Source organism: Bradyrhizobium lablabi, assembly GCF_900141755.1.
GTDB lineage: Bacteria > Pseudomonadota > Alphaproteobacteria > Rhizobiales > Xanthobacteraceae > Bradyrhizobium > Bradyrhizobium lablabi_A.
Map to the genome: position 1 here is coordinate 7,006,757 of NZ_LT670844.1, position 22,828 is coordinate 7,029,584.

The following is a 22,828-nucleotide window of genomic DNA, read 5'->3' on the forward strand; positions in this document are numbered from 1 at the left end:
GTGCGTAATTTACACCAGGTTTCAATCTGATACCAATTTCTCGACTTCCTACAGACATCAAAGAGAGACCAAATGAAACTTTGCGACAAAGTGGCGATCGTAACTGGCGCATCCAAAGGCATCGGAGCTGCCATCGCCAAAGGGATAGCGCAAGCTGGGGCGAAGGTGGTCGCGAACTATGCTTCCGATCATTCTGGCGCGAAGAAGACAGTTGCTGCGATCAGGGCAGCGGGGGGCCAGGCGGTCGCGGTCAAGGCCGATGTCTCAAAGTCCTTCGATGTACAAGAGCTGTTCGAGCAGACCATCCGGACCTTCGGCCGGCTCGATATTCTCGTCAACAATGCTGGAGTCTACCGTTTCGAGCCAATCGAAGCCGTCACAGAAGAGGAATTCCATCGCATCTACAATACCAATGTATTGGGCGCGCTCCTGACGATGCAAGAAGCAATCAAGCGTTTCGGGCCGGACGGCGGTACCATCATCAATATTGCCACTGCCGGGATTTCGACGACTGCCCCGATGAGTTCGGTCTACACATCTTCCAAGAGCGCGCTGGTGACACTTTCACACGTGCTTGCGAAAGAGCTCGGCCCCCGAAACATTCGTGTGAACGTCGTCGCTCCCGGCGCCACCGAGACGGAGGGGGCGCATGCGATCGGCGTTCTCGAAGGACCCATGGTCAAGCAGCTGGTCGACGGAACGCCGCTCGGTCGGCTGGGACAGCCCGAGGATATAGTCGGCCCCGTGGTGTTTCTTGCCTCCAGCGATGCCCATTGGGTAACCGGTGAAGTGCTGTTCGCGTCCGGCGGCTCCCGCTGATTCACCTCGATTGGTAGCGGCTGATATCTGCCCGTTCATTCGAGGAGCCAGCGTAGCCGGATGATTTTCGGACCGGCCACGCATATCAGTGGTGACGCGCCATTTGTCAAAGCCAAGAACCCGGCCGACCCTGTAATAGAATGGAGAACGGCGGCGACTTCAGCTTCTGGCAGGCACCTTTGAGACATGCCGACGGAGTCTGAAAATGTCTGCCTATCAGGAAAGCCCGGAAGTGACGGGTGCGCGGCCCGAGCGACGCGATTGACCGTGCGCCCCAAGGGCGCGAACTATCAGTGAGGGAGGCTCTCACCCGGATAATTGTCGATTGGTGGGATGGGAAACGGGGCGTTGGCCATAGGCCCCAAGCTACCGCGCCCATCCTCGACTCTCTACCTGGCTGTGTGAAAACGCGCTGCTAAAATCATTTGTGCAGAAACAAATCGTTCACGGTCATGTCGTAGCGCTTTTCAGCGACTTCTTTGCGCCAGTTCGGAACGAGGACGGAACTAATCCTCTACCGGTCACACCGCATCAGGGATCAGATCATCTCGGCCTTGGTCGACGATCTCGATCGCGTCGCCTCCCGGCTGAAAGGGAAAGGCGTGTCATTCGCGAAAGAGCTGCAAACTCCGCGGCCCGGGTCGCATGTGCTTCATTCATCATTTTTCTGGCTTGCATACGGTTCGGTGCCCCTTTCGTTTCTGCTCGAGGGGTTTTGAGAGGCAATGAGGCCTTCATGCGGCATGTCACTTCCCTCTCGTTACCGACGTAACACGATAACCCGGTACGGCAATCGCATTGCAATACTCTCAGAGCTTAATGAGCCTCGAACGCCGGACGCGTGCGATGGTGCGACCGGGCACGCAACGCCAATGGCCGAACGAAAGCTGAAGGAGCGTTTCGATATGTCTCGTCCGATGGATCAAATCGACAATTCGAGTACCAAGCCGCTCCAGACGGAACATCACGGACAAATGAGCTCGCGCCGATCCCAAAGTGATGTGCGCCTGGAAAACTGCGAGAGCGAGGCAAGGCGGGATCTGCCGAACAGCCTGACCGCAAGCCAGCATGGTCCGGTGACGCTGTTACGTCTGTCGCGGCCTGCCAAAAGAAATGCCCTGGACGATGCGACGATCGCCGGCATCGAGTTCTTCTTCAGCGATCCGCCGCAACAGACGCGCGCCATTATCTTGCACGGCGAGGGGAAGCATTTTTCGGCCGGTGCCGATCTTTCGACCGTTACGGATGCCAGCGCGCCAGTCAGCGTTCGCCGTTCGCAGTCCTGGTACCGCGCTTTCGACGGGATTGAGAATGGCCGTGTGCCGGTCGTCGCTGTACTTCACGGCGGCGTCATCGGAGGCGGTTTGGAGCTTGCCGCTGCTGCACACATCCGGGTCGCTGAACGCAGCGCGTTCTACGCGCTGCCAGAGAGCACGCGGGGCATATTCGTTGGCGGCGGCGGCGCCGTGCGCATACCGCGCCTGATCGGCACAACTCGGATGATTGACATGATGCTGACCGGTCGGACTTACAGCGCAGAGGAAGGACTATCGCTCGGCTTCTCGCAATACCTTGTCGACGATGGACATGGACTAGCCAAGGCCATCGAGTTGGCCGAGCGGATCGCGACCAACACGGTGCTGAGCAATTTCGCAATCGTACAGGCGCTGCCGCGGATCGCACGCTCAGATCCAGAGGGCGGCTTCCTGCTGGAAAGCTTGATGGCCGCGATCACCGTAGGCGACGATGAAGCTAAAGAGCGGGTAAATGCCTTTTTCGAAAAGCGGGTAGCAAAGGTTGCCCATCCCTCCGGAGAAAGCGAGCGATGATGGAGATGACGATGCGACCGGTCGCGCTACCGTGGAAAAATGTGATATTCGAACCCTCTCCGGACGGCAGTCTGCGCGTGCGCAATTCGACCGGGCTTGGCCCGTATCCAGGCCGTGTCACTGAGCGACTACGGCACTGGGCAGCAGTTGCGCCTGATCGCGTGCTTCTCGCCAGCCGTGACGGCGAGGGCTGGCGAAAGGTAACCTATCTCGAAGCTTTAAATTCCGCTTGCGCCATCGGGCAGGCGCTGCTCGATCGTGGTCTCTCCGTCACCCGGCCCGTTCTCATCTTGTCGGGCAATGGAATCGAGCACGGCCTGTTATCGCTCGGCTGTCTGCATGTGGGCATACCGTTTGTGCCGCTGTCGACAGCTTACTCGTTGATTTCGACGGACTTCGCCAGGCTACGCGACATTGTCGCTCTGGTGCGCCCTGGCCTCGTGTTTGCGGATGACGGCAATCGCTATGCGGCGGCGCTTCGTGCCTGCATCCCAGGGGATGTCGAGGTTGTGATCGTGCGCGGCGATCCCGGCCGTCGCGCGACGGGCTTCGATGCCTTGTTCGCCACCACTGCGACCAGCGACGTGGATGCCGCTGCCGTTGCCGTCAATCCCGATACGATCGCCAAGCTGCTATTTACCTCTGGTTCGACCGGAGTTCCGAAAGGAGTGATCAACACGCACCGGATGTGGTGCAGCGCCCTGCAGATGGTGCTTGCGTGCTACCCCATGCTTGGCGAGGAGCCTCCCGTGCTCGTCGATTGGCTGCCTTGGAACCATATCTCCGGGGGCAGCATAAGTTTCGGCATCGCACTGTTTAATGGCGGGACGTTGTATATCGACGACGGCAAGCCACTGCCGGGTCAAATCGAGGAGACGGTTCGCAACCTGCGCGAGGTCGCGCCGCTGTTTTATTCGAACGTTCCGAAGGGTTACGAGGAGCTGCTTCCGTGGTTGCGTCGTGACCGCGCGCTTCGGGTAAACTTTTTCAGCCGTGTCCGGGTGCTGCAATATGCCGGAGCAAGTATCGCTCAGCATATCTGCGACGCGTTTGACGAACTTGCACTCGAAACCATCGGCCAGCGCATCCCGTGGGTAGCGACGCTGGGCTCGACCGAGGCCGGTTTCATGGCCGCCCACCGGCATTCGGGCGCCGCGTCGGCCGGCTGCGTCGGCCTGCCGCCGCCCGGTGTCACCCTGAAACTCACGCCAATGGACGGCAAACTGGAGTTGCGGGTTCAAAGTCCAAGCGTAACTCCAGGCTATTGGCGACGAGACGATCTCACTTCCGATGCATTCGACGAAGACGGATTTCTGCGAACCGGCGATGCGCTAGCCTGGGCGGAAGCCGGAAATCAGCAAAGCGGTTTCCGCTACGACGGACGCCTCGCGGAGGATTTTAAGCTGGCCACCGGCACGTGGGTCCGCGTCGGCTCGCTCAGAACGCATCTCTTGAAGCATTTGACGCCCGAGGTTCGCGACGTGGTGATCGCGGGGGAAAACCGGGACTACATCGCCGTCCTAGGCATTCCGTCTAACGCAGAGACGGTAGGCGACAGCACGGTGCAGGCGCGTGTGCGCGCCAAATTGATGGCGCTGACAGCAGAAGCAAGTGGTAGCGCCCAGCGCGTGGTGCGTTTTGCATTTTTAGCTGAAAAGCTCTCGATCGACACTGGCGAACTGACTGACAAGGGCGCGGTAAGTCAACGCAACATTCTGCGGCGCCATGCAGCATTGATTGAGAAGCTCTACGCCGACCGTCCGGCAGATGACGTCATCTGCCTCGATCGACTATTTGAAGAAGGGGTTTGACATCTCGGTGCAAGCTTTTGCCCGCAGCGAGGTACGCACATGGGTTCGCTAAGTCTGCGCGAGAGCCTGATTGGCGCTTGGGAACTGGTCAGCGCAATCGAGCGCGATGTGGAGACAGGGGTCGAGAACAACGTGCTGGGCGAACGTCCGCAGGGGTTCATCCTCTATACCCCGGATGGATATATGTCCGCCCAGTTGCAAGGCCTGGCGCGGGCGCCATTCGAGGAAGGGGATCTGCTTCGCGGCCGCCCCGAGGAGTATGTCGCGGCGGGGAGTAGTTACATCGCTTATTCCGGGCGCTTCTTCGTCGATGAAGCCAAGCGCAGCCTGTCGCATGAAATGGCAGTCAGCTTCTTTCCCAACTGGGTTGGTCAACGCCAGGTGCGGCTGGTGGAAGTCGACAGCAAGCGTCTGCAATTGAGCACCGACGGGCCTCAGCGTTTCAACGGCACATTGAAGACCGCCACGATTCGTTGGCGCAGGGCCAAGCCCAATTTTTGAAGGAGGCCCGCAAAGCAGGGCAGCAGAATATGGCAAATACCGCAAAGACATCATCGGCCCATGTGGCAGTCGTCGGTACAGGGGTTATCGGGGCCAGTTGGGCCGCCTGCTTTCTCGCCAGGGGCTTCGACGTTGTCGCAACCGATCCGGCGGAAGGCGCCGAAGCCCGCCTGCATAGCCTCGTGAGCGATTTCTGGCCCGCCCTTGCGCGTATCGGGCTTGCGCCCGACGCTTCACCGGCCCGGCTGAAATTCGACAGTAATCTCGCAAGCACCGTCGCAGAGGCCGTCTTCGTTCAGGAGAATGGTCCCGAGCGGGTCGATATCAAACGCGATCTCATTGCGCGGATCGATGCCGCGGCACCGGCGACCACGCTGATAGCCACAAGCTCCTCCGGCATTCTGATCAGCGAAATCCAGAATGCGGCAGCACGTCATCCCGAACGTGTGCTGGTCGGCCATCCGTTCAACCCACCGCACCTGATTCCCCTGGTCGAAGTCGTCGGCGGACGTACGACCTCGGCTGCAGCAATTGAGCAGGCCATGGCTTTCTATACAGCCCTTGGCAAGAAACCCATCCATATCCGCCGGGAAATCAAGGGACACGTGGCCAACCGCCTGCAGGCCGCGCTGTGGCGCGAAGCCTTTTACCTCGTCAGCCAGGGTATCGCGTCCGTAAGCGAGGTCGATATCGCCATCTCCCACGGGCCCGGCCTGCGTTGGGCTCTGCTCGGTCCGTTTCTCAATCTTCATCTTTCCGGCGGACCCGGCGGCATCGCGCATGTGTTGGAACATCTCGGTCCGCCGCTCGAAAGCTGGTGGCACGATATGGGTACGGTGGCGCTAAGCACCGAATTGAACAAGCGACTGGCCGCTGGCGTGGATGAGGAGTTGGCCGGCACCGACTTAGCCGTACTCACCAGCCAGCGAGATGCCCTCCTGCTGGGCTTGCTGGAGCAGAAGGCTGCGATGGACGCTAGAAAACCCTCGCTGCTCTAGCCGAAGTTCGAACCCCTCAAGGTAAGTTCTACCTGCTCGTCGCGATCGACCGCACCCTCCAAGTTCGCTTTTGTCGAAGTGCATGAAAAGGTCGCGCGCAGCACAGCGGCCGACTTCCTCCGCCGCCTAGTTACGGCTGTGCCATTTAAGATCCACAAGGTGCTTACCGACAACGGCACGCATTTTACAACGTCCGGCAACCGCGCATGCCGGCTTGGGGTCAAAAACCGATCTTCGGGAATGACTGCTATTGGCGTGCGCCGTGCAAAGGCGGCGCTTTCCAGTGGGTGCAAGCCCCACCCGGCAATCGCTCCAGCCGGAAGCAATCGGAGCAGTCATGGAGGTAACGAAGTGGCTGAAGCCTTCGATTAGCGTGTCGCGAATTGGCGACAGCGCGAGTGTGCAGGCCGCAACGCGAGTAAACGCTGAGCAAGCCTCGAAAAGGTCGATGTGCAGGCCGACCCGACTGCCATATCGGGGAAGGCTGATACGGCTAGGTGAACGAGCGAAGATTACGCCTAGCTGCTGCACCGGGGTACTGGCGGCGGCATGTACACAAGGAAAGCGTACGCAACACGGGAAGCCCCAAGGCGTGGTCAGCGATGACCAACCGGACGCCCGCGAGGGACAGGCCGGGCGCCATGGGGTGGCGGAGAGGTTCGTAGTAACGCTGAAGCCGGGTAACGCCGGTGGAGGGAAGGGACCTCAGTTCAAGACAGACGCAACAAGTGGTGAGGGATTTGGAGATTGGGCAACCTATCAACTCCGAAAACTGTTCAGAAACTGCAGAAGGCGTTGCACGCGAAAGCGAAGGCAGAAGCCGGCTATCGCTTCTACGCGCTGTACGACAAGATCAGCCGTGAGGACATTCTGGCCCATGCGTTTGCCCAGTGCCGCTCCAACAAGGGCGCACCGGGGGTAGACGGTCAGGACTTCGCGGACATCGAGGCGTATGGCGTCGAGCGGTGGCTTGGCGAACTGGCGCTTGCGCTCCGGGAGGAGAGCTACCATCCGGATCCTATCAGAAGAGTGTTCATCCCGAAGGCCAATGGCAAGCTCAGGCCGCTGGGCATCTCGACCGTGCGGGATCGGGTCTGCATGACAGCAGCGATGCTGGTGCTGGAACCGATCTTCGAAGCCGACCTTCCACCCGAACAGTACGCGTACCGGCCCGGGCGCAATGCCCAACAGGCGGTGGTCAAGGTGGAAGAGCTGATGTTCCGGGGCCACCCGGAAGTCGTTGACGCCGACCTCGCGGACTACTTCGGAAGCATCCCCCATGCCGAGCTATTACAGTCGGTAGCGCGCCGGATCGTTGATCGACGCGTGCTGCATCTGATCAAGATGTGGCTGGAATGCCCCGTGGAAGAAACCGATGATCGAGGAAGGAAGACACGCACGACCGAAGCCCGGGACAACCGGCGCGGCATTCCGCAGGGTTCACCCATCTCACCGTTGCTGGCGAATATATACATGCGCCGGTTCGTGCTGGGATGGAAGAAGCTCGGACTGGAGCAACGCCTCGGCAGTCGTATCGTGACCTATGCCGATGATCTTGTGATCCTGTGCAAGAAGGGCGAAGCCGATGAGGCATTGCAACAACTGCGCAAGATCATGAGCAAGCTGAAGCTCACGGTCAACGAGGAGAAGACACGAATCTGCAAGGTCCCGGAAGGGGAGTTCGACTTTCTGGGGTACACGTTCGGACGAATGTATTCTGTGAGAACCGGCCAGGCGCGCCTGGGTTACCGGCCATCGAAGAAGAGCATCAAGCGCATGGTTGAGCAAATCCATGCACTGACGGACCGAACGGGGACATGGCAAGAGGTCACTAAGCTGGTGGGCACAGTGAACCGCACGCTGCGCGGATGGGCGAACTACTTTCGAGTAGGCACCGTCAGCAAGGCGTATCGGGCACTCGACAGCTACACAGCGATGCGGCTGCGCCGGTGGTTGCAGTTCAAGCACAAAACCAGGCGTCGCAAGGGCGGGAGCTATCCACTCTCGCATCTTTACGGGCACTTTGGGCTCGTACGCCTGAGCAGGCTTGGGCACGACGTGCCGTGGGTGAAGGCGTGAAGTTTTGTCCGAGAGCTGGATGCGGGAAATCTGCCTGTCCAGTTCGATGAGCGGGGTGTGGAAACGGGGACATGGTCGAACCAGTAAGGCACCGCCGAACGAAAGGGGCGGAAACAGATATGTTCGAACCTAAAGCTACCGCGTCACACCTCGACTCTACGCAAAGCGGACATTCGGCAAAAGGCTGACGTCAGCTAAGTGCCACTTGCAGACGGTTGGTCACGTGGCCGCGACCAACCGGACTATTGAACGTTCGCTCAGCCGACCCCAAGCCAGATCATCAAGAGGGAGAGAGTGACCAGTGACATACCCGTCGAGACGACGACAGCTGACGACACGGTCTCGACATGTACGTTGTATTGCTGAGCAATGACGTAGGGATTCGCCCCGATGGGCATCGCCGAGAGAATTATAGCCGCCTGTGACCACAACGGGTCCAGAACAAATACGTAGGTCACCAGCGCGAACGTCAGAGCGGGATTGGCGATGACTTTCAGCGCTGTGAGCCATATCACTTCGGTCGCATTGCCCGTTAGTTTGCTATCGATCAGCGACAGCCCCAAAGCGAACAGGGCGGCCGGGGCCACCGCGGCGGCCATCAGATCGAGGTAGTTGCTGGCCACCTTGGGAAGAGGGAGCGCGGTTATCGCAAAGAGGATGCCGAGCAGTGGCGAGATCACTAGCGGGTTGCGCAAAATTGTACCGGCCAACTGCACGGCCAGGCGAAGCGCCGATGGTTCTGTTGCACGTGCGCCCTCCAGGACGGCGATGGCACCGCAAATGAGCAGTAAGGTGATACTAAGGGCGGCAACGATCGAGGGTAGTGCCCCATCCGGTCCGTAGGCCGTCAGGAGAAGCGGCAGCCCCATAGTAAACACATTCCCGAATACGGCAGCGAGCCCGGCAATACTGAGTGTCGCCACATCATGGCGAAACCAAAAGCGCCCAACGACCAGTGCAATCGGAAGCGTCAGCATCGAACCGCCGACAAAGGCGCCGATAAAAGGCCAGTTGAAGATCTTATCGATCGGCGCTCGGGCCGTAGCGATGAAAAGGGCGGGAGGCACCGCGAAATAAAAGACGAAGCGGTTGAGGGCGGCTGCTGAGTCCCGCCCCAATACCTCGAGGCGCCCGGCAAGATAGCCGGTCAAGATGATCCCGAAGATGGGAAGGACAACATTGATGAGGGCGTTCATCGCATCTCAAGGCTGAGCGATCGGGGAGAGCTCAGCGCACACTAGTGCTATGCCGGTTGTAAGAATGGGGCTCAACGCCAGTCAAAGCGAACAGGCACGGTGCCGGCCGAAAAATGCTTTCCCTCGCCGTGCAAGATAACGGCGCGCTTCTGCTCCGGCGGATCGCTGAACCACGCTGGTTTGCGATCAGGCTGTTCGGCAGAATCTGCCTTGCCTGGGTCTCATCCAGGCGCACGTCACTTTGTGATCGGTCCGAGCTCATTTGTCCGTCATGTTCCATCAGGAGCGGTTTCGTACGCGAATTGTCGATTTGATCGATCGGACGAGACATATCGAAACTCTTCATTGGCTCTCGTGTGGGACTAAATTGCTCCGACCCACCCCTCTATGCTGCTTTGATATTGCGTCCTGCAAACCTAGATCAGCCGACAATCAGCGTCATTGGCTGTTGACGCCCTCTCGCTCGTACGGCGGCGCACTGCGCGTTGCGCCCGAGAGTTCATTGGAGGTAGCGTCGCAAGGCTCATCGGCTTGACGTACGCCAGGGTCATAAGCTTAAGCCTCACCATCACACAACTGCGTGACACGTCCATCGGGGCGAAGAGGCAACTTCAATTCGCGAGTCGATACTGAAACGCCGAAATACCCCGGCACTGCCTCCCTTATAATTTGGTCCCGCTGGGGCAAATAAGGAATTTCTCGATACTCCTGGTCATTTCGAGACGTCTCGTTTTACAACACGAGGCGTCTTTCGTAAACACTGCGGTGTTGCGCGGTGTAGGTCGCTTCGTCGTTGTACTTTTTCCGTTCACCGCAGCACGCCAGATGATCCCCTCGCCTTTGGATACTGAGGGGATCATCAGGCGGCTCGCTGCTGAGGTCGCCGGAGCGTGCGACCGGCACGTCCGGCGGTCTGCAAGATCGGCCGAGCGAGTGGAGCACGCCGCTAAGCGCCGCGCGCGCTACAGCAACATGTTCCGCCGTCGACGGTGTAGAGAGACGATGTGACGAACGAGGCGTCGTCAGACAAGAGAAATTCCATGACTGCGGTGACTTCATGTGGCTCGCCATAGCTATGCCCGTCGGAAATCAAACTCGCACATACAGATGATGAAGTCCGCCGAGGAGCGGCGTAGGCAAAATCCGACCAACGGCAAGTACTGTTCGCGACGACCGCGCTCCTCGTTGACTGAAAGGTGCGTGCGAGCCGTTGTAGTAGGTCGTGTATCGCAGCAGATGGCGGAGCCGCGGGGCCAGCCTTCCGCCGATGAGATAGCTGTCATACAAGCGATATAAAGGATGGTCTCGTCTGTACCGCTGTCGTCAACGATCCAATGTGTCGATCGACGAAGAGTGGCTGGCACTATCCCGATCGTGTCTGCCAAGTTTATGCGCAGCTGAATGGCTACGGATCCGATAGCGTCGCTGGCTCGGCACCTTGTTTGCACGCTTCCTTCCAAACTCAATCTGACGCTCCCGCGTCAGGTCCTGAAGTTTTACGGCGCCAGGTGAAATCTTGAGCGCTTCCATCACTGCTGCTTTAGATCGGCGAGGAAGCTCGCCCACTTCGTGCGTATCCTGATTGTGGAGATCGATCAGATTACCGAACGTACGGACCCATCGCCGAGCGGTGTGCCCGCCGTTTACTTGTCACACAGCAATCCGATCCTTTTTCGGGAGAGGCGCTGGTTACATCTGCAACGCGGCGGCTTAGTCCTGTAATCACCGTGTAATACGCGCCACCTATGTTCTCGTCCCCGCCTCTGTTCATTTCTACAAGGAACAACGTGGTCACTCCGAAGTTCAGGCGGCGCGATGGCACTGCCGTAGACAAGGCGACTATCGAGGCGTTCAGACATGGATTCCAGGGGCAAGTGTTGCTACCGAGCGATGCCGGATACTCCTCGGCTCGACGCATCTGGAATGCGAGCATCGATAAGCATCCCGGCTTGATCTCCCGCTGTTCGGGGGTAGTGGACGTAGTTCGCGCGGTGAAGTTTGCGCGCGCGAACAATCTTCTCGTCGCCGTCAAAAGCGGCGGTCACAACGTCGCCGGCCGGGCCCTGTGCGACGATGGTATCGTCATCGATCTCTCGGCGATGAATGGCGTTTCCGTTGATCCAGAGCTGCGGACGGTGCGCGTGCAGGCGGGAGCGCTGCTGGGCGAGGTCGATCGCGAAACCCATCTGCATGGCTTGGCCGTCCCGTCCGGCGTCGTCTCGAAAACGGGCATCGCCGGCCTAACGCTTGGCGGCGGCGTCGGATGGCTGGTGCGCAAATACGGGCTGACCTGCGACAACGTCCTCTCCTGCGAAGTCGTCACCGCCGAGGGCGCGATCGTCACCGCTGATGCCGAGACAAACGCGGACCTGTTCTGGGGGCTACGCGGTGGGGGAGGGAATTTCGGCATCGTGACCTCTTTCCTGTTCCAAGCGCATCCGGTCTCGACTGTGCTGGGGGGCGTCATCGTTCATGCGCGCCCCCAGGCGGCGGCTGTATTTCGCTATTACCGCGATTTCATGGCGTCCGCTCCGGAGGAACTGACGGCGTATGCCGGCCTGATATCAACGCCGGAGGGTATGCCTGCCGTCGCCGTGATGGCCTGCTATTGCGGCGATCTTGCTGAGGGCGAACGCGTCCTCAAGCCGCTGCGGGCATTCGGTTCGCCGCTCCTCGACGCAATCCAGCCGATGCCGTTTCCGGTCATGCAGAGACTTGCCGATGAAGCGAGCCCGGACAACGTCCACAACTATTGGAAATCGACTTTCTTGAATGAGCTCAGCGATGAAACCATCGATCTGATCGTCGAGCATGGTAATCGCGCGGAGTCTCCGCTGACCCACGTCCTCATACAATTGTTCAACGGACAAGTGGGTAGAGTCGGCAACGCCGACACGGCGTTTGCACAGCGGCAGGCGGGGTATAATGTCGGCATCGAGGCGAAGTGGATCGATCCTGCCGAGAGCGAAAAACATACCACCTGGGCGCGTGCTTTTTCGGAAGCGCTGAAACCCTATTCAAGCAAAGCCTACCTATTGAATTTCCTCGGGGATGAAGACCCGGATCTTGTCCGGGGCGCGTTTGGGAGCAATCACGCACGACTGGTCGAACTCAAGACCAAGTACGATCCGACAAACTTCTTCAGCCTCAACCAAAACGTGGAGCCTAGACGCTGATCCTCTCGGCGCCGTGCTTTTGCGCATTGCCTGATCGCGAAAACCGCGGGCGGGTGACCGGCTTTGCCCAGATCGTTATTGCGGCGGCGTAGCGGTCCTCGCCCGGCATTGACAGCCTGTGTCTGTCGTAAATCAAATCCGGACATACTGGTGGTGCAATCCACCCAAGATCGGACGGCAAAGAATGTAAATCCAGCGCTCTGAATGGGGCGCGGCGCCGGCGCATCCTTGTTCAACGATAGATGCGTAGGTACCTCATTGTAGGACAGCAGGATGTGACGGAGGTGTCGCTCGCCTAACACAACAACGTAGTTCCCGTCGGATCGAACGATCGAACCGATCAGCCTTTCAGCATATGCGTTTTGCCACGGGGAACGCGGCGATGTTGGTCGGTCGCGAATGCCCATCGATCGGAGTCTGCGGATAAGGACCTCACCATAGGCTCCGTCCCGGTCACGACCGAAACAGATCTGCGACCATCCAAACAATGAGCCTGACAAGATCTCTCATCCCGCAACACTGGCGATTTCGGAATTAATGCTGCACGGCATGAACTACGGGTTCAGCCCTGACGCGCGCCACGCGTTCATCCGTCACATCGCGCTGCGCAAGACCCAGCCGCTATTTTCCAACGCGCGCTCGATCCGCAACGCGCTCGACCGCATGCGGCTGCGCCAGGCCAGCCGCCTCGTCGCCGATCTCGACCGCGTGCTGACCGCCGACGACATCATGTCGCTGGAGGTATCCGATGTCCCTGCCAGCCGGGTGTTCTTGAGCAGCTCTGGCGGGTGAAGTCGACGTGGTGCGAGCTCGAAGCTTAAAGTCCTAACGCCTGTTTCGTTTTGGCCCGGCTGAATCGACGATCGATTCTGACCGGCCGCTTTTGGCGCAAAGCGGCCGTTCATACGCAAACGGGATATCGTGGTCGATAACGAATGAGTAGAAAACTATCCAGTTTCCAACCGGCAAGGAGATCGCAATAAGGCGACCGAAAGCATGCTGTTCGGAAATGCCCGCAGCCAGCGCTCGAGTCTCGTCCGGTAGGATGATGTCTTCCTCCCGACCACGACCAGCGTCGGCACCTGGATTTGGGCTAATGACGATCTGGTGTCTGACCGTGTCCCCAATAGCGACGTTTTGAATCTCAGTCATTTTCTCTGTTCTCTGTCGGTGGTTGACCCACTCGATTATTTGGTTTGGGAGGACGGCGAGAGCGAGCTCGCCGCCCCGGTCGTGTTAGAGTTCGCCGTCGGCGAACTTGACGAGTGCGTCGGCAACACCCCTGCCATAGGCCGGATCCGCCTTGGCACAGTTCGCGACATGCCGCTCTTGGATGTGCTTGGAAGCCTGTCCGACCTGTCGCGCGGTGTTCTCGAACAGCAGCTTTTGTTGTGCAGGCGTCATCTTCCGGAACAAATTGCCGGGCTGCTCCCAATGATCGTCGTCAACGCGGTGGTCAAAGTGCGCCGCGTCGCCTTCGATCGGCATCGGAGGTTCGGCGAAATCGGGCTGGTTATCCCAAAGTCCGGCGCTGTTGGGATTGTAAGTGAGCGTCCCGCCCAGATTGCCGTCGGTCCGCATCTTGCCGTCGCGGTGATAGCTTTGGAACGGGCATTGGGGCGCGTTGACCGGGATGTGGTTGAAGTTGATGCCAAGCCGGTAGCGCTGGGTGTCGCCATAGGAGAACAGCCGGCCCTGAAGCATCTTGTCGGGCGAAAAGCCGATGCCGGGCACGATGTTGGCGGGCGAGAAGGCGGCCTGTTCCACTTCCGCGAAAAAGTTCTCCGGGTAACGGTTGAGCTCCATCACGCCAACCTCGATCAGCGGATACTCCGCCTTCGGCCAGACCTTGGTCACGTCGAAGGGATTGTGCCGATGAGTCTTCGCCTGGGCGTCAGTCATCACCTGAATGAAAAGCGTCCAGCGCGGAAAGTCGCCCGCCTCGATCGCGTTGAGCAGGTCGCGGCCGTTGCTTTCGCGATCCTTGGCGACGAGGGCCTCGGCCTCCGCGTCGGTGAGGTTCGCGATTCCCTGCTGGGTGCGGAAGTGGAACTTGACCCAGACACGTTCATTGGCGGCATTGAGCATCGAGAAGGTATGGCTGCCGAAAAGGTGCATGTTGCGGAAGCTCTTCGGGATGCCGCGATCGGACATGATGATGGTGACCTGATGCAGCGCCTCGGGGAGCAGCGACCAGAAATCCCAATTGTTGTCCGCGCTGCGCAGCCCGGTGCGCGGGTCGCGCTTGATGGCATGGTTGAGGTCCGAGAACCGCAGCGGGTCGCGAAAGAAGAAGACCGGCGTGTTGTTGCCGACGATGTCCCAGTTGCCCTCCTCGGTATAGAACTTGAGGGCGGTGCCGCGGATGTCGCGTTCCGCATCGGCCGCGCCGCGCTCGCCGGCGACCGTCGAGATGCGGGCGAACATCGGAGTCTGCTTGCCGATCTTGGAAAAAATTTTGGCCTTGGTGTACCGAGTAATGTCGTGCGTGACCGTGAAGGTACCGTGGGCGCCCCAGCCTTTGGCGTGCATGCGCCGCTCCGGGATTACTTCCCGGTCGAAATGCGCCATCTTTTCGATCAGCCAGATATCCTGGAGCAGCGCCGGGCCGCGCCGACCGGCGGTCATGATGTTGGTATTGTCAGCTACCGGCGCGCCGGTGGCATTGGTAAATCGCTTCGTTTTGGACATGGTGGGCTCCTGGGTTTTGGACATAGTGGACTCCTGAAATGCGAGATTTCGCGCGTCGCCGCCGGCCGATGCTGTCTGACCGATGCTTCCGAAAGCCTCAGCGCTTGAATTATCGATTGGAGGACGCGGAGAGGTTTACCCTCGCCAGGCGGAAGCGCGGATCACGCTGCAGAAATTGACGCGGGTGAAGTGCGGGTCCCTATCCGCGAGTACGTCGGCGTTGACGTTGCCGAAGGTCGTCTCCGGCTTGTGCTTGTTGCCGTCGTAGAAGGCCTGGATGATGTCTTCTTTGAAACGCGCGTTACGCGGATGTGCATGCACCACCGCCTCGCGCTCCGCATCGCCGAATTCGGAATAAGCGAGACCAAGCACATCCATTTCGACGCCGGCCGTCACTAGAGCTACGACCGGGTGCATGTGCGGGGGGATGCCCGGCGTCGTGTGCAAGGCGATCGCGGTCCAGACAGTTTCAACGTCTTGTTGATGGACTCCGTGGCTTCGCAGGAAGTCACGGGCGGTATTTGCGCTGTCAACCTCGAAGCGTTCCTGCGTGCTGCTGTGCTGATGGGTCAAGCCCATGTCGTGGAACATCGCGCCTGCATAAAGCAGTTCGGGATCGAATCTCAGTCCGCGACGCTTGCCTGCCAGAGCGCCCCAGTAATAGACGCGGCTGGAATGATGAAACAGCAACGGCGACTCGGTGTCCCGCACCAGCTCCGTTATTTCACGCGCGAGCTTGCTGTCGGGAATTTTGATTCCCGCAAGATCGATATTGAGTTTTAGATCGATATTCATTGCACGTCTCCTTCTGATTGATCTTGGTCGAATGGATGTTCTGAGCAGCGATCATCACGGTGGCTGCCGTGATCGATGTCAGGCGCGCCGCTTGGCGCGTTGGTGGAAGATCGAACCGATGAAATCGAGGCTGGTCCGTGCGGCGAGCAGCGAGGTGATTCCGGACGGATCGTACGGCGGCGAGACCTCGACAAAGTCGACGCCGACCACCTCGAAGCGCCTCGCGGCCTCGCGCAACAGCTCCTTGGCTTCGTAATAGGTGAAGCCGCCATGGCTGATGGTCGCGGTGCCCGGCGCGATCGACGGATCGAAACTGTCGATATCGATCGACACATAGACGTGCTCGCCGTCGGCGATATGGGCAAGGGCCGCTTTCGCGCCGATCGCTCGAAACTTCCTCAAGGGAACGACATGCGTCCCATAGGCTTTCGCTGCCTCGTAGTCCTTCCTGCTAACCGAGGCCATGTTGTGGGGACCGAGCGTCGTGATCCCCTTGACATGCGTCATCTCCGAGGCTCGGCGCATCGGACTGCCGTGGCCCCAGGTGATGCCGTTGCGCGAGTCAATGAAGTCGAAATGCGCATCGAGATGCACGATGTGGAACGGCCTCTCGTTCGAGTAGGCCGCGACCGTCGCCATGGTGATGGCATGATCACCGCCGAGAATGTACGGCATCGTCTTGGCGTCGAGCAGCGCGCGGACTGCCAGTTCAGCGTTTGCCAGGCTGCGCTTGGTGTCGGCGTAGATCACGTCACTGTCGCCGGCGTCGACGGTCTTGGCTTCTTCCGCGGTGAGATAGGTCACCTCGTCCTCGAAATCGAAGACGCCCTCCGGACCGAAGCCGTAGAACATCGACATCTCGCGGATCGCGCGAGGCCCGAAGCGCGTTCCGACGCGATAGCTCGACGCGGTATCGATCGGCACGCCGAGAACGGCGACGTCGGCGCCGTCGAGCTTGTCCCAGTCTGTACAGGCCGGCTGGCCCGCAAAGGTGGCGAGGCCGACGAAGGGAAGGTCCATCCGCTCCGGCATATTCCGGCTGATCATCTGCGTGTCCATTGCAATTTCCTCTCTTCAAAAGAGAACGCGTCTCGGTTGATCGGTCGTCGGGGCTCAGCAGATTTCGTCGGTGACGCCCTCGCGCGCATAGGGGCGGCGGACGGAGGGCAGGGCTGTGACCTTGTCGAGCAGCCGTGCGATGGCAGGCCGCGACCGCGGCGGGCTCGTCATCGGACGCGGCCAGCGGGCGAGCAGGACGAGGTAGAAGTCGGCAGCGCTCAGCTTTTCGCCGAGGAAGAGCGGCCCGTTCTCTTTGAGGTGTCGGATGACGTCAAGGTAGGCACCAGCGCGCTTCTCTGCGCCCCGCTTTACAACCTCCGTCGCGGCAACGTCGGTACCGGTCAGGCGGTCCGGAGATTGCCAGATCATCAGCTCTTCCTGCAGCGAGTTCGTCAGGAAGATCATCCACTGGTAGAACTTGGCACGTTCCGGCGTCCCGACCTTGGGTGCGGGGCCTGCTTCTGGATGCTGATCAACCAGGTGGAGAACGATCGCAGCGGCCTCGAACATTACGAGATCACCATCAACCAGAGTCGGAATGCGACCATTTGGATTGATCTTCAGATAGTCCTTCGATTTCTGCGCATTCTTTACACGGTCAACGAGTACAAGGTCGTACTTCTGGCCGAACTCTTCGAGCACCATGTGCGGTGCTGCGTTGGCGTTGCTTGGAAAGTGGTGAAGTTGGTACATCGTTACTCCTGGTTCGCGTTTGGACGAGGACTCTAGATTTCTGCTGCTCAAAAAAGGGGTCCATCAACGCAGGATGCCGCGCCGCGGCATCCTGCGCGCATCTGGCGTTACGGGTTACTTCCGAGTGTCGCGGAGAAGGTCTGGCCGTCTACATCCGTCAGCTGTACGTACCTCGCACCGGCAATTGTACCGGAAGCAGGCACGGGTAATGTCACAGTGGCGGCAGCTCCCATTTTGGCTCGGATCCCAAACGGGCCGGGCTCAAACTTGTTGTAGGCATAGTCGTTCGCGAAGTCTGTCTTCGGCAGTTCGGACAGTTGGGCTGCGTTCCAATCCGCGACAGAGTGCTTTTCGCTGTTTAGCAGGTCAGCCGCGACCACATGCGCTGCGGCCTCCGGCGTGCCGGCATCAAGATAGACGTGGAAGCGCACTCCGCCATCCGGGAGAAGCTCCGCGCGGCTCAATGCCAGGTGATGCTTGGTCGGGCTGACTGGTCCGCTGTGGAAAGGTGTCACTACCGAGCCGCGATAGTAGTTGTAGGTGCCGACGTCGAAGATCACGACGAATGCGAGCACGGCCAACGCCAGCGTCCTGAAGCCGCCATCGGTCTGAGGCAGTGGAAGGCTGCCCGACGCCCAGCGGAACCATCGTTTTCCGGCCAGAGCGGGGTTGCGCTGAAGCAAGACATTGTCGAGCGAGTAGGCGCCGCTGCCCGCGAGCAGCAGGCTCGCACCCATCGCCAGATTACAGGCCGCCATCGTCCACTCGTCGATGCAGGTGGCGCCCTGCCAGCCGAACATCAGCATCAGCAGTACCGAAAAGCCCATCGAGAACAGCGCCGCAAGGCGAGTCAGCAGCCCCGTCATGAGCATCGCTCCGACGATAAGCTCGGCAGCGCTGAACAGAATGACGCCGGCATAAAGCAGGTAGAAGTGCGTCAGCATGAAGCTGATCAGATGATCGGTGCCTAACAAGGCTCCTGGCATCGCTGTCTGGAACTTGTTCGCCATCCAACTCTGGGCGCTTGGGTCTAGTTTGGAAGGTGCGTAGATGAAACGGCGCGAGCCGCCGCCCCAATAAATGAAGCCCTGGATGACGCGGATCGAAAGCAACGCGATGGCGGCAATGCGCCAGTTGCGTTGCGCTTCGGTCATGGTGGGCGCTTGCTCAGCGATTCGGTCGAGGGTGGTTGCATGCATGTTCACGTTCGTCTCCTATGTTGCGAAGTCACGTGATTCAATCGGTTGGCGCCTTGCCAGTGTAAGGCTTGAACCCGTAGCGCTCGAAGATCGACAGCGCCTGGGGCGAGTGGACGAAGGAAAGCCAGAGCTTGGCTGCCTCCTTGTGTGGCGCGCCCTTCACCACCGCGCCGGCGTATATGGCCGTTGTGTTCTCGCTGGCCGGGATGTCGACATAGCTGATCGGGTGTCCCGCCTGCTCCTGGAACATCGCTTCGGATTGCCATGTGACACCGGCCTCGGCACGCCCCTGCATCAGAAAGAGTGGTGTCTGACGATGGTGGATATGAGTGAGGATGGTGCTGCGGTCGGCCACCTTGGTCTTGTAGACCGCGTCGGCGAGCGCCTGCCCGCCAGCCTTCTTTAGCGACGCCTCGATCTGCCTCGCAATTCCCTCGAATTCGGGGTTAGGCATGGCGAGACGGACATCGGGTTTTCCAAGATCGGCGAGACCGGTCACGTGGCCGGGGTTGCCCTTGGGCACCATAATCGTGAGCGTGTTGGTGGCGTAAGGCACCGCGGGGTCGGCGAGCAGTCCTTGGCCGATAAGCGCGTCGACCTTTTTGAGACCGGCCAAATAAGCGTCCGGCTTCGCCGTCCAGGTCATGTTCCCGGAGGTGATCGTGCCACCCGCCTCGATCTGCTTGACGAGCAGCCCCGGCGGAATGGTCTCCCAATAGATTCGCCCCTTGTAGTCGGGATGTTCATTCTCGAACTCCGCAACGAGCGGCGCCATCGCGAAAAAATAGTTGCCTCCGACGTAGAGCACGAGCTTCGGATCGGTGATGTCGCCGTGGAAATCGGCGAGGTCGTCGACCTGAGTAACCGTGAACTCGAGGCCGCGGTTGGTGGCATCGTTGTTCTCGCCGTGCTGCCAGGGTGGAAACACGTCGGCCTGGGGAGCAGGCTGCGCGGCGAAGGTCGGCGTAGCCAGGATTGGCATCAAAAAGGCGGCCGCCGCGAGAGCGGTGCGGAATGATCTCTTGTGCATGGTGATCCTCATTTCACGTAGCGGAAGCCGGCCTGCTGCAGCTCGGGGATCGTCGCGACGATCCCGGGCGTGAGCACGACGCCGTCGATGAGATGATTGGTGAGCTCGGCTGCGACCGCCTCGTGCGAGAGCCGATCGGGGTTCACGCCCTTTGCCAATAGCTTTCCCGTCACTTCCCAGATCGCGTTGTGGCAGGCCATGAACACGACGCCACGACTCTGCAGCACCGGGATTGTGTTGCCGGCAGGCCCGAACACGCTCTTGGGGTTCTCGAAGTCGGAAAGCTCCGACGGCGCGGCCTTCCGGACGATGAGCGTGTTCGTCTTGATGTCGCCACCTGCCATCTCGGCGAGCCTGTATTTGTCCCACATATCCTGGTCGAACAGCGCCAGGTGCGCGGAGCCGTGCGTGGCCGAAACAGTCAGGAAGTTGCGATGCCCGAAGGAGAACACCTGCGCATTGAGCGAATTGCGCATGAGATTCATCCAGGGGCTTCCAATGTCCGTGTTATCCCAGACCTGTTTGGGCGTATCGCGATAGGCAATCACTTCTTTCAACGCGGTGTCGTCCCACAGGTCCGGGTGATCGAGGATCATCGGCACCGTCTGGAAGTCCCGCCTGCGCGGAGCCTTGCGGAGACGCTCCATGAGTTCAGGCAACGCGTGAGCGCCCTGCGGGACCACGCTGTTGCCTGCTTCGGCGTGAGCCGGGCCGGCAGCCAGAGCGGCTACGCCGAGAGCTACGGAGCTGAATCCGAGAAGTGCGTTCCGTCGTCCAGTATCAACAGACATTCCATACTCCTTTGGGATACGAGGGAGCTCGCGAACAATCGAATTCCTCGCGACAACTCCGTCTCTGTGTCGTCTCTGAGGTCGAAGTAATGCTGAGGGCGCTGGCGACCAACGAAACGTTGCGATCGAACCGATCCGAAATGCAGATTGGAACTGCGAGCGATATGCACTCAAATTACCCACACCTGCAGAAACCCCCGTCCGCGGGTCAGCCTTTCCACCTAGAAAAGGATAAGCCATGACCTATGTGGTCACCGAGAACTGCATTCGCTGCAAATACATGGACTGCGTCGAGGTCTGCCCAGTTGACTGCTTCTACGCCGGTGAAAACATGCTCGTGATCAACCCCAGTGAGTGCATTGATTGCGGCGTGTGCGAACCGGAGTGCCCGGCCAAGGCGATCGTCCCCGATAGCGACGACCGCGCGTCGGCTTGGGCCGAAACCAATGCGACCTATGCCGGACAATGGCCGAGAATTACCCGCAAGGGCGAGCCGCCAACCGATGCGGACGAGTGGAAGGATAAGTCCGACAAGGGCAAGCTGTTTTCCGCTCAACCAGCCGCGTAGCAGCAGCGCCTGCCTTTCGCGCTTGCACGCCTAGGTACAAGCAGAAGGGCATACTAAGAGACATTGGCTTCTTGCAACTCCGCGTTGGCCAGAGCCGGCCTCGTGAAGGGTACCGCCCGCCCCGACGGCAGGGCCAACCAGAACGAGAGCAGGACCGCCCGTGGACCGGACAACCGCGCGCTCCACCAACTCGTCGAGCGTTCCGAACAAAGTGCGCTGCCGCCGGGTGCCGCCCCATTCGACCAGGGCTGCCGGCGTGAGCGGATCCTGTCCCGCCGCTGCAAGCCCGTCGCGCAGCAGCGGCAACGTGGCTATCCCCATATAGATTGCGAGCGTGCCGCCAAACTGAACAGCGGCCTGGAAATCGATATCGAGGCTGCCATTGCAGGTATGGCCTGTGACGAGGGTGACGCTGCGCGCGGCGCAGCGATGGGTGAGCGGGATGCGGGCCTGGGCCGCGCAGGCGAGAGCCGCGGTGATGCCGGGCACGATCTCGAATGCGACCCCCGCATGCTCCAGCGCCTCCGCTTCCTCTCCGCCGCGTCCGAAGACAAGGGGATCACCGCCTTTGAGGCGCACGACCCGCTTGCCCTCCCGACAGAGTCGGACCAACAACGAGCTGATGTCGGCCTGCTTCATGCAGTGATTTGCGCGTGCCTTGCCGACATTGATACGGGCAGCGTCGCGCCTCGCCATGTCCAGCACGTCATCCGTCACGAGACGGTCGTGAACGATGACGTCAGCCTCGCCGAGCAGGCGCTGCGCGCGCAAGGTCAGCAGGTCGGCTGCTCCCGGCCCGGCGCCAACCAGGTAGACCATCCCGGACCGCGAGGCCGGACCGCTGTTGCCGAGCTTGTCTGCGAACAGGGCGGCCGCTTCGCTGTCACGATTGGCAAAGACGAGGTCGGCGACGCGGCCCGCGAAGATATCTTCCAGCACGCGCCGGCGCATCGCTATGTCGGGAATGTGTCGGCGCAGCTTGGCCCTGAAACGATCTGCAAGGGCCGCCAGCCGACCATAGGCGGGCGGTATCATGGCCTCGATGCGGCTGCGGAGCATGCGGGCGAGCACCGGAGCTGTCCCGGAGGAGGATACAGCGACTGTCACTGGATCGCGGTCGATCACTGAGGGAGTGATAAAGCTGCAGAGTTCGGTGCGGTCGACGATGTTGACTGGAATCCCGCGGGCGCGCGCCTCTGCGGACAAGGCACGCAGATCGGCCTCGGGCGCTTCTGCGCCGATGGCGAGAGCGCAGCCATCGAGCGCGCGCGGGTCGAAGGCTGGATGGATGTCTACCAGAGCGCCGCAACGGCGCAGCGCCTCGGCCTTGCGTTCGGCCACTTCTCCGCTACCGACCACGAGGGCACGTCGTTCGTGCAGGTCCATAAAGATGGGGTAGTGGCGCATCATACGACTCCTATTGCCGCCGGTTGCTTTGCCGTGAGGTGCCGTGACCGCCTTCGCGCGACAACGCCGCAGATTCTTTCTCTCTTGCATCTTTGGTAGCGCACGGTCTCGCCGTCCAATCTGATATTGCGATGACATTAATCAGCGCCTTTCCCAGACAACCAATCTTTCTCCGAGAACAGTCCC

At 60.1% G+C, this 22,828-nt stretch carries 18 protein-coding genes and 2 pseudogenes; 10 read left to right on the plus strand and 10 right to left on the minus strand.

Going from position 1 to position 22,828, the window contains the following annotated elements; genetic code table 11:
- Positions 1–72 precede the first annotated feature (72 nt).
- From B5526_RS32590 to ltrA, 7 genes and pseudogenes are all read left to right on the plus strand, one after another.
- Positions 73–819, plus strand: coding sequence for a glucose 1-dehydrogenase (locus tag B5526_RS32590; RefSeq protein WP_079543809.1), 747 nt, complete (start codon positions 73–75; stop codon positions 817–819).
- 872 nt (positions 820–1,691) lie between these two features.
- The gene (locus tag B5526_RS32595; protein WP_244562114.1) at positions 1,692–2,648 is read left to right on the plus strand and encodes a crotonase/enoyl-CoA hydratase family protein; all 957 of its coding nucleotides are present in this window, start codon (positions 1,692–1,694) and stop codon (positions 2,646–2,648) included.
- Positions 2,645–4,459: a feruloyl-CoA synthase gene (locus B5526_RS32600; protein WP_079543810.1), complete on the plus strand. Its 1,815-nt coding sequence runs from the start codon at positions 2,645–2,647 to the stop codon at positions 4,457–4,459. The genes B5526_RS32595 and B5526_RS32600 overlap by 4 nt, the downstream gene beginning before the upstream one ends.
- Positions 4,460–4,498: 39 nt before the next feature.
- Positions 4,499–4,960 carry a lipocalin-like domain-containing protein gene (locus B5526_RS32605; RefSeq protein ID WP_079543811.1) on the plus strand — a complete coding sequence of 154 codons (462 nt, stop codon included), beginning with the start codon at positions 4,499–4,501 and terminating at the stop codon, positions 4,958–4,960.
- Entirely contained in the window at positions 4,957–5,958 is a 1,002-nt protein-coding gene (locus B5526_RS32610; RefSeq protein ID WP_244562115.1) for a 3-hydroxyacyl-CoA dehydrogenase NAD-binding domain-containing protein, read from the plus strand. The genes B5526_RS32605 and B5526_RS32610 overlap by 4 nt, the downstream gene beginning before the upstream one ends.
- Positions 5,955–6,147 (plus strand): annotated as a pseudogene (locus tag B5526_RS39270) (DDE-type integrase/transposase/recombinase); the annotation flags it as partial. The gene B5526_RS32610 and the pseudogene B5526_RS39270, both read left to right, overlap by 4 nt.
- Positions 6,148–6,705: 558 nt before the next feature.
- A complete protein-coding gene (ltrA, locus tag B5526_RS32620; RefSeq protein ID WP_154071316.1) occupies positions 6,706–8,037 on the plus strand; it encodes a group II intron reverse transcriptase/maturase in 1,332 nt (443 codons plus the stop codon).
- A gap of 257 nt (positions 8,038–8,294) precedes the next feature.
- Here the strand turns inward: ltrA and B5526_RS32625 are convergent, their stop codons facing one another.
- Positions 8,295–9,233 (minus strand): AEC family transporter, encoded by a 939-nt coding sequence (locus B5526_RS32625; RefSeq protein ID WP_079543813.1) that lies wholly within the window; start codon positions 9,231–9,233, stop codon positions 8,295–8,297.
- A 1,787-nt stretch (positions 9,234–11,020) separates the two neighbouring features.
- Here B5526_RS32625 and B5526_RS32630 point away from each other — a divergent pair.
- Together B5526_RS32630 and B5526_RS32640 are read left to right on the plus strand one after the other, a co-directional pair.
- Positions 11,021–12,409, plus strand: coding sequence for an FAD-binding oxidoreductase (locus B5526_RS32630; RefSeq protein ID WP_244562116.1), 1,389 nt, complete (start codon positions 11,021–11,023; stop codon positions 12,407–12,409).
- 450 nt (positions 12,410–12,859) lie between these two features.
- Positions 12,860–13,201 (plus strand): annotated as a pseudogene (locus B5526_RS32640) (CbbX protein); the annotation flags it as partial.
- A gap of 33 nt (positions 13,202–13,234) precedes the next feature.
- On the opposite strand, the gene B5526_RS32645 reads toward B5526_RS32640, so the two are convergent.
- From B5526_RS32645 to B5526_RS32680, 8 genes are all read right to left on the minus strand, one after another.
- Positions 13,235–13,561 carry a hypothetical protein gene (locus tag B5526_RS32645; protein WP_079543815.1) on the minus strand — a complete coding sequence of 109 codons (327 nt, stop codon included), beginning with the start codon at positions 13,559–13,561 and terminating at the stop codon, positions 13,235–13,237.
- 84 nt (positions 13,562–13,645) lie between these two features.
- The gene (locus B5526_RS32650) at positions 13,646–15,100 is read right to left on the minus strand and encodes a catalase (protein ID WP_079545732.1); all 1,455 of its coding nucleotides are present in this window, start codon (positions 15,098–15,100) and stop codon (positions 13,646–13,648) included.
- Positions 15,101–15,235: 135 nt separating this feature from the next.
- Positions 15,236–15,895 (minus strand): HD domain-containing protein, encoded by a 660-nt coding sequence (locus B5526_RS32655; protein ID WP_079543816.1) that lies wholly within the window; start codon positions 15,893–15,895, stop codon positions 15,236–15,238.
- A gap of 78 nt (positions 15,896–15,973) precedes the next feature.
- Complete coding sequence (locus B5526_RS32660) at positions 15,974–16,954, minus strand: agmatinase (protein WP_244562117.1); 981 nt, start codon at positions 16,952–16,954, stop codon at positions 15,974–15,976.
- Positions 16,955–17,008: 54 nt separating this feature from the next.
- Positions 17,009–17,647: a glutathione S-transferase family protein gene (locus tag B5526_RS32665; RefSeq protein WP_079543817.1), complete on the minus strand. Its 639-nt coding sequence runs from the start codon at positions 17,645–17,647 to the stop codon at positions 17,009–17,011.
- Positions 17,648–17,754: 107 nt separating this feature from the next.
- Positions 17,755–18,846: a TQO small subunit DoxD gene (locus B5526_RS32670; RefSeq protein WP_079545737.1), complete on the minus strand. Its 1,092-nt coding sequence runs from the start codon at positions 18,844–18,846 to the stop codon at positions 17,755–17,757.
- 37 nt (positions 18,847–18,883) lie between these two features.
- Positions 18,884–19,876, minus strand: a complete 993-nt coding sequence (locus B5526_RS32675; RefSeq protein ID WP_079545740.1) for a molybdate ABC transporter substrate-binding protein — start codon at positions 19,874–19,876, stop codon at positions 18,884–18,886.
- A gap of 8 nt (positions 19,877–19,884) precedes the next feature.
- A complete protein-coding gene (locus B5526_RS32680) occupies positions 19,885–20,667 on the minus strand; it encodes a transcriptional initiation protein Tat (protein ID WP_079543818.1) in 783 nt (260 codons plus the stop codon).
- 238 nt (positions 20,668–20,905) lie between these two features.
- Here B5526_RS32680 and fdxA point away from each other — a divergent pair, with 238 nt between their 5' ends.
- Positions 20,906–21,235, plus strand: a complete 330-nt coding sequence (gene fdxA, locus B5526_RS32685) for a ferredoxin FdxA (RefSeq protein ID WP_079543819.1) — start codon at positions 20,906–20,908, stop codon at positions 21,233–21,235.
- A 30-nt stretch (positions 21,236–21,265) separates the two neighbouring features.
- Here fdxA and cysG read toward each other — a convergent pair whose 3' ends face one another.
- Positions 21,266–22,645, minus strand: a complete 1,380-nt coding sequence (gene cysG / locus B5526_RS32690; RefSeq protein ID WP_197688388.1) for a siroheme synthase CysG — start codon at positions 22,643–22,645, stop codon at positions 21,266–21,268.
- Between the last annotated feature and the right edge of the window lie 183 nt (positions 22,646–22,828).

Coding starts and splice junctions, on each gene's coding strand:
- B5526_RS32680 (WP_079543818.1), bottom strand. CDS start 20,667: ATGTCTGTTGATACTGGACGACGGAACGCACTTCTCGGATTCAGCTCC.
- B5526_RS32660 (WP_244562117.1), bottom strand. CDS start 16,954: ATGGACACGCAGATGATCAGCCGGAATATGCCGGAGCGGATGGACCTT.
- B5526_RS32665 (WP_079543817.1), bottom strand. CDS start 17,647: ATGTACCAACTTCACCACTTTCCAAGCAACGCCAACGCAGCACCGCAC.
- B5526_RS32670 (WP_079545737.1), bottom strand. CDS start 18,846: ATGCATGCAACCACCCTCGACCGAATCGCTGAGCAAGCGCCCACCATG.
- B5526_RS32645 (WP_079543815.1), bottom strand. CDS start 13,561: ATGACTGAGATTCAAAACGTCGCTATTGGGGACACGGTCAGACACCAG.
- cysG (WP_197688388.1), bottom strand. CDS start 22,645: ATGATGCGCCACTACCCCATCTTTATGGACCTGCACGAACGACGTGCC.
- B5526_RS32605 (WP_079543811.1), top strand. CDS start 4,499: ATGGGTTCGCTAAGTCTGCGCGAGAGCCTGATTGGCGCTTGGGAACTG.
- B5526_RS32655 (WP_079543816.1), bottom strand. CDS start 15,895: ATGAATATCGATCTAAAACTCAATATCGATCTTGCGGGAATCAAAATT.
- B5526_RS32625 (WP_079543813.1), bottom strand. CDS start 9,233: ATGAACGCCCTCATCAATGTTGTCCTTCCCATCTTCGGGATCATCTTG.
- B5526_RS32595 (WP_244562114.1), top strand. CDS start 1,692: ATGGCCGAACGAAAGCTGAAGGAGCGTTTCGATATGTCTCGTCCGATG.
- B5526_RS32650 (WP_079545732.1), bottom strand. CDS start 15,100: ATGTCCAAAACGAAGCGATTTACCAATGCCACCGGCGCGCCGGTAGCT.
- B5526_RS32675 (WP_079545740.1), bottom strand. CDS start 19,876: ATGCACAAGAGATCATTCCGCACCGCTCTCGCGGCGGCCGCCTTTTTG.
- B5526_RS32590 (WP_079543809.1), top strand. CDS start 73: ATGAAACTTTGCGACAAAGTGGCGATCGTAACTGGCGCATCCAAAGGC.
- fdxA (WP_079543819.1), top strand. CDS start 20,906: ATGACCTATGTGGTCACCGAGAACTGCATTCGCTGCAAATACATGGAC.
- B5526_RS32600 (WP_079543810.1), top strand. CDS start 2,645: ATGATGGAGATGACGATGCGACCGGTCGCGCTACCGTGGAAAAATGTG.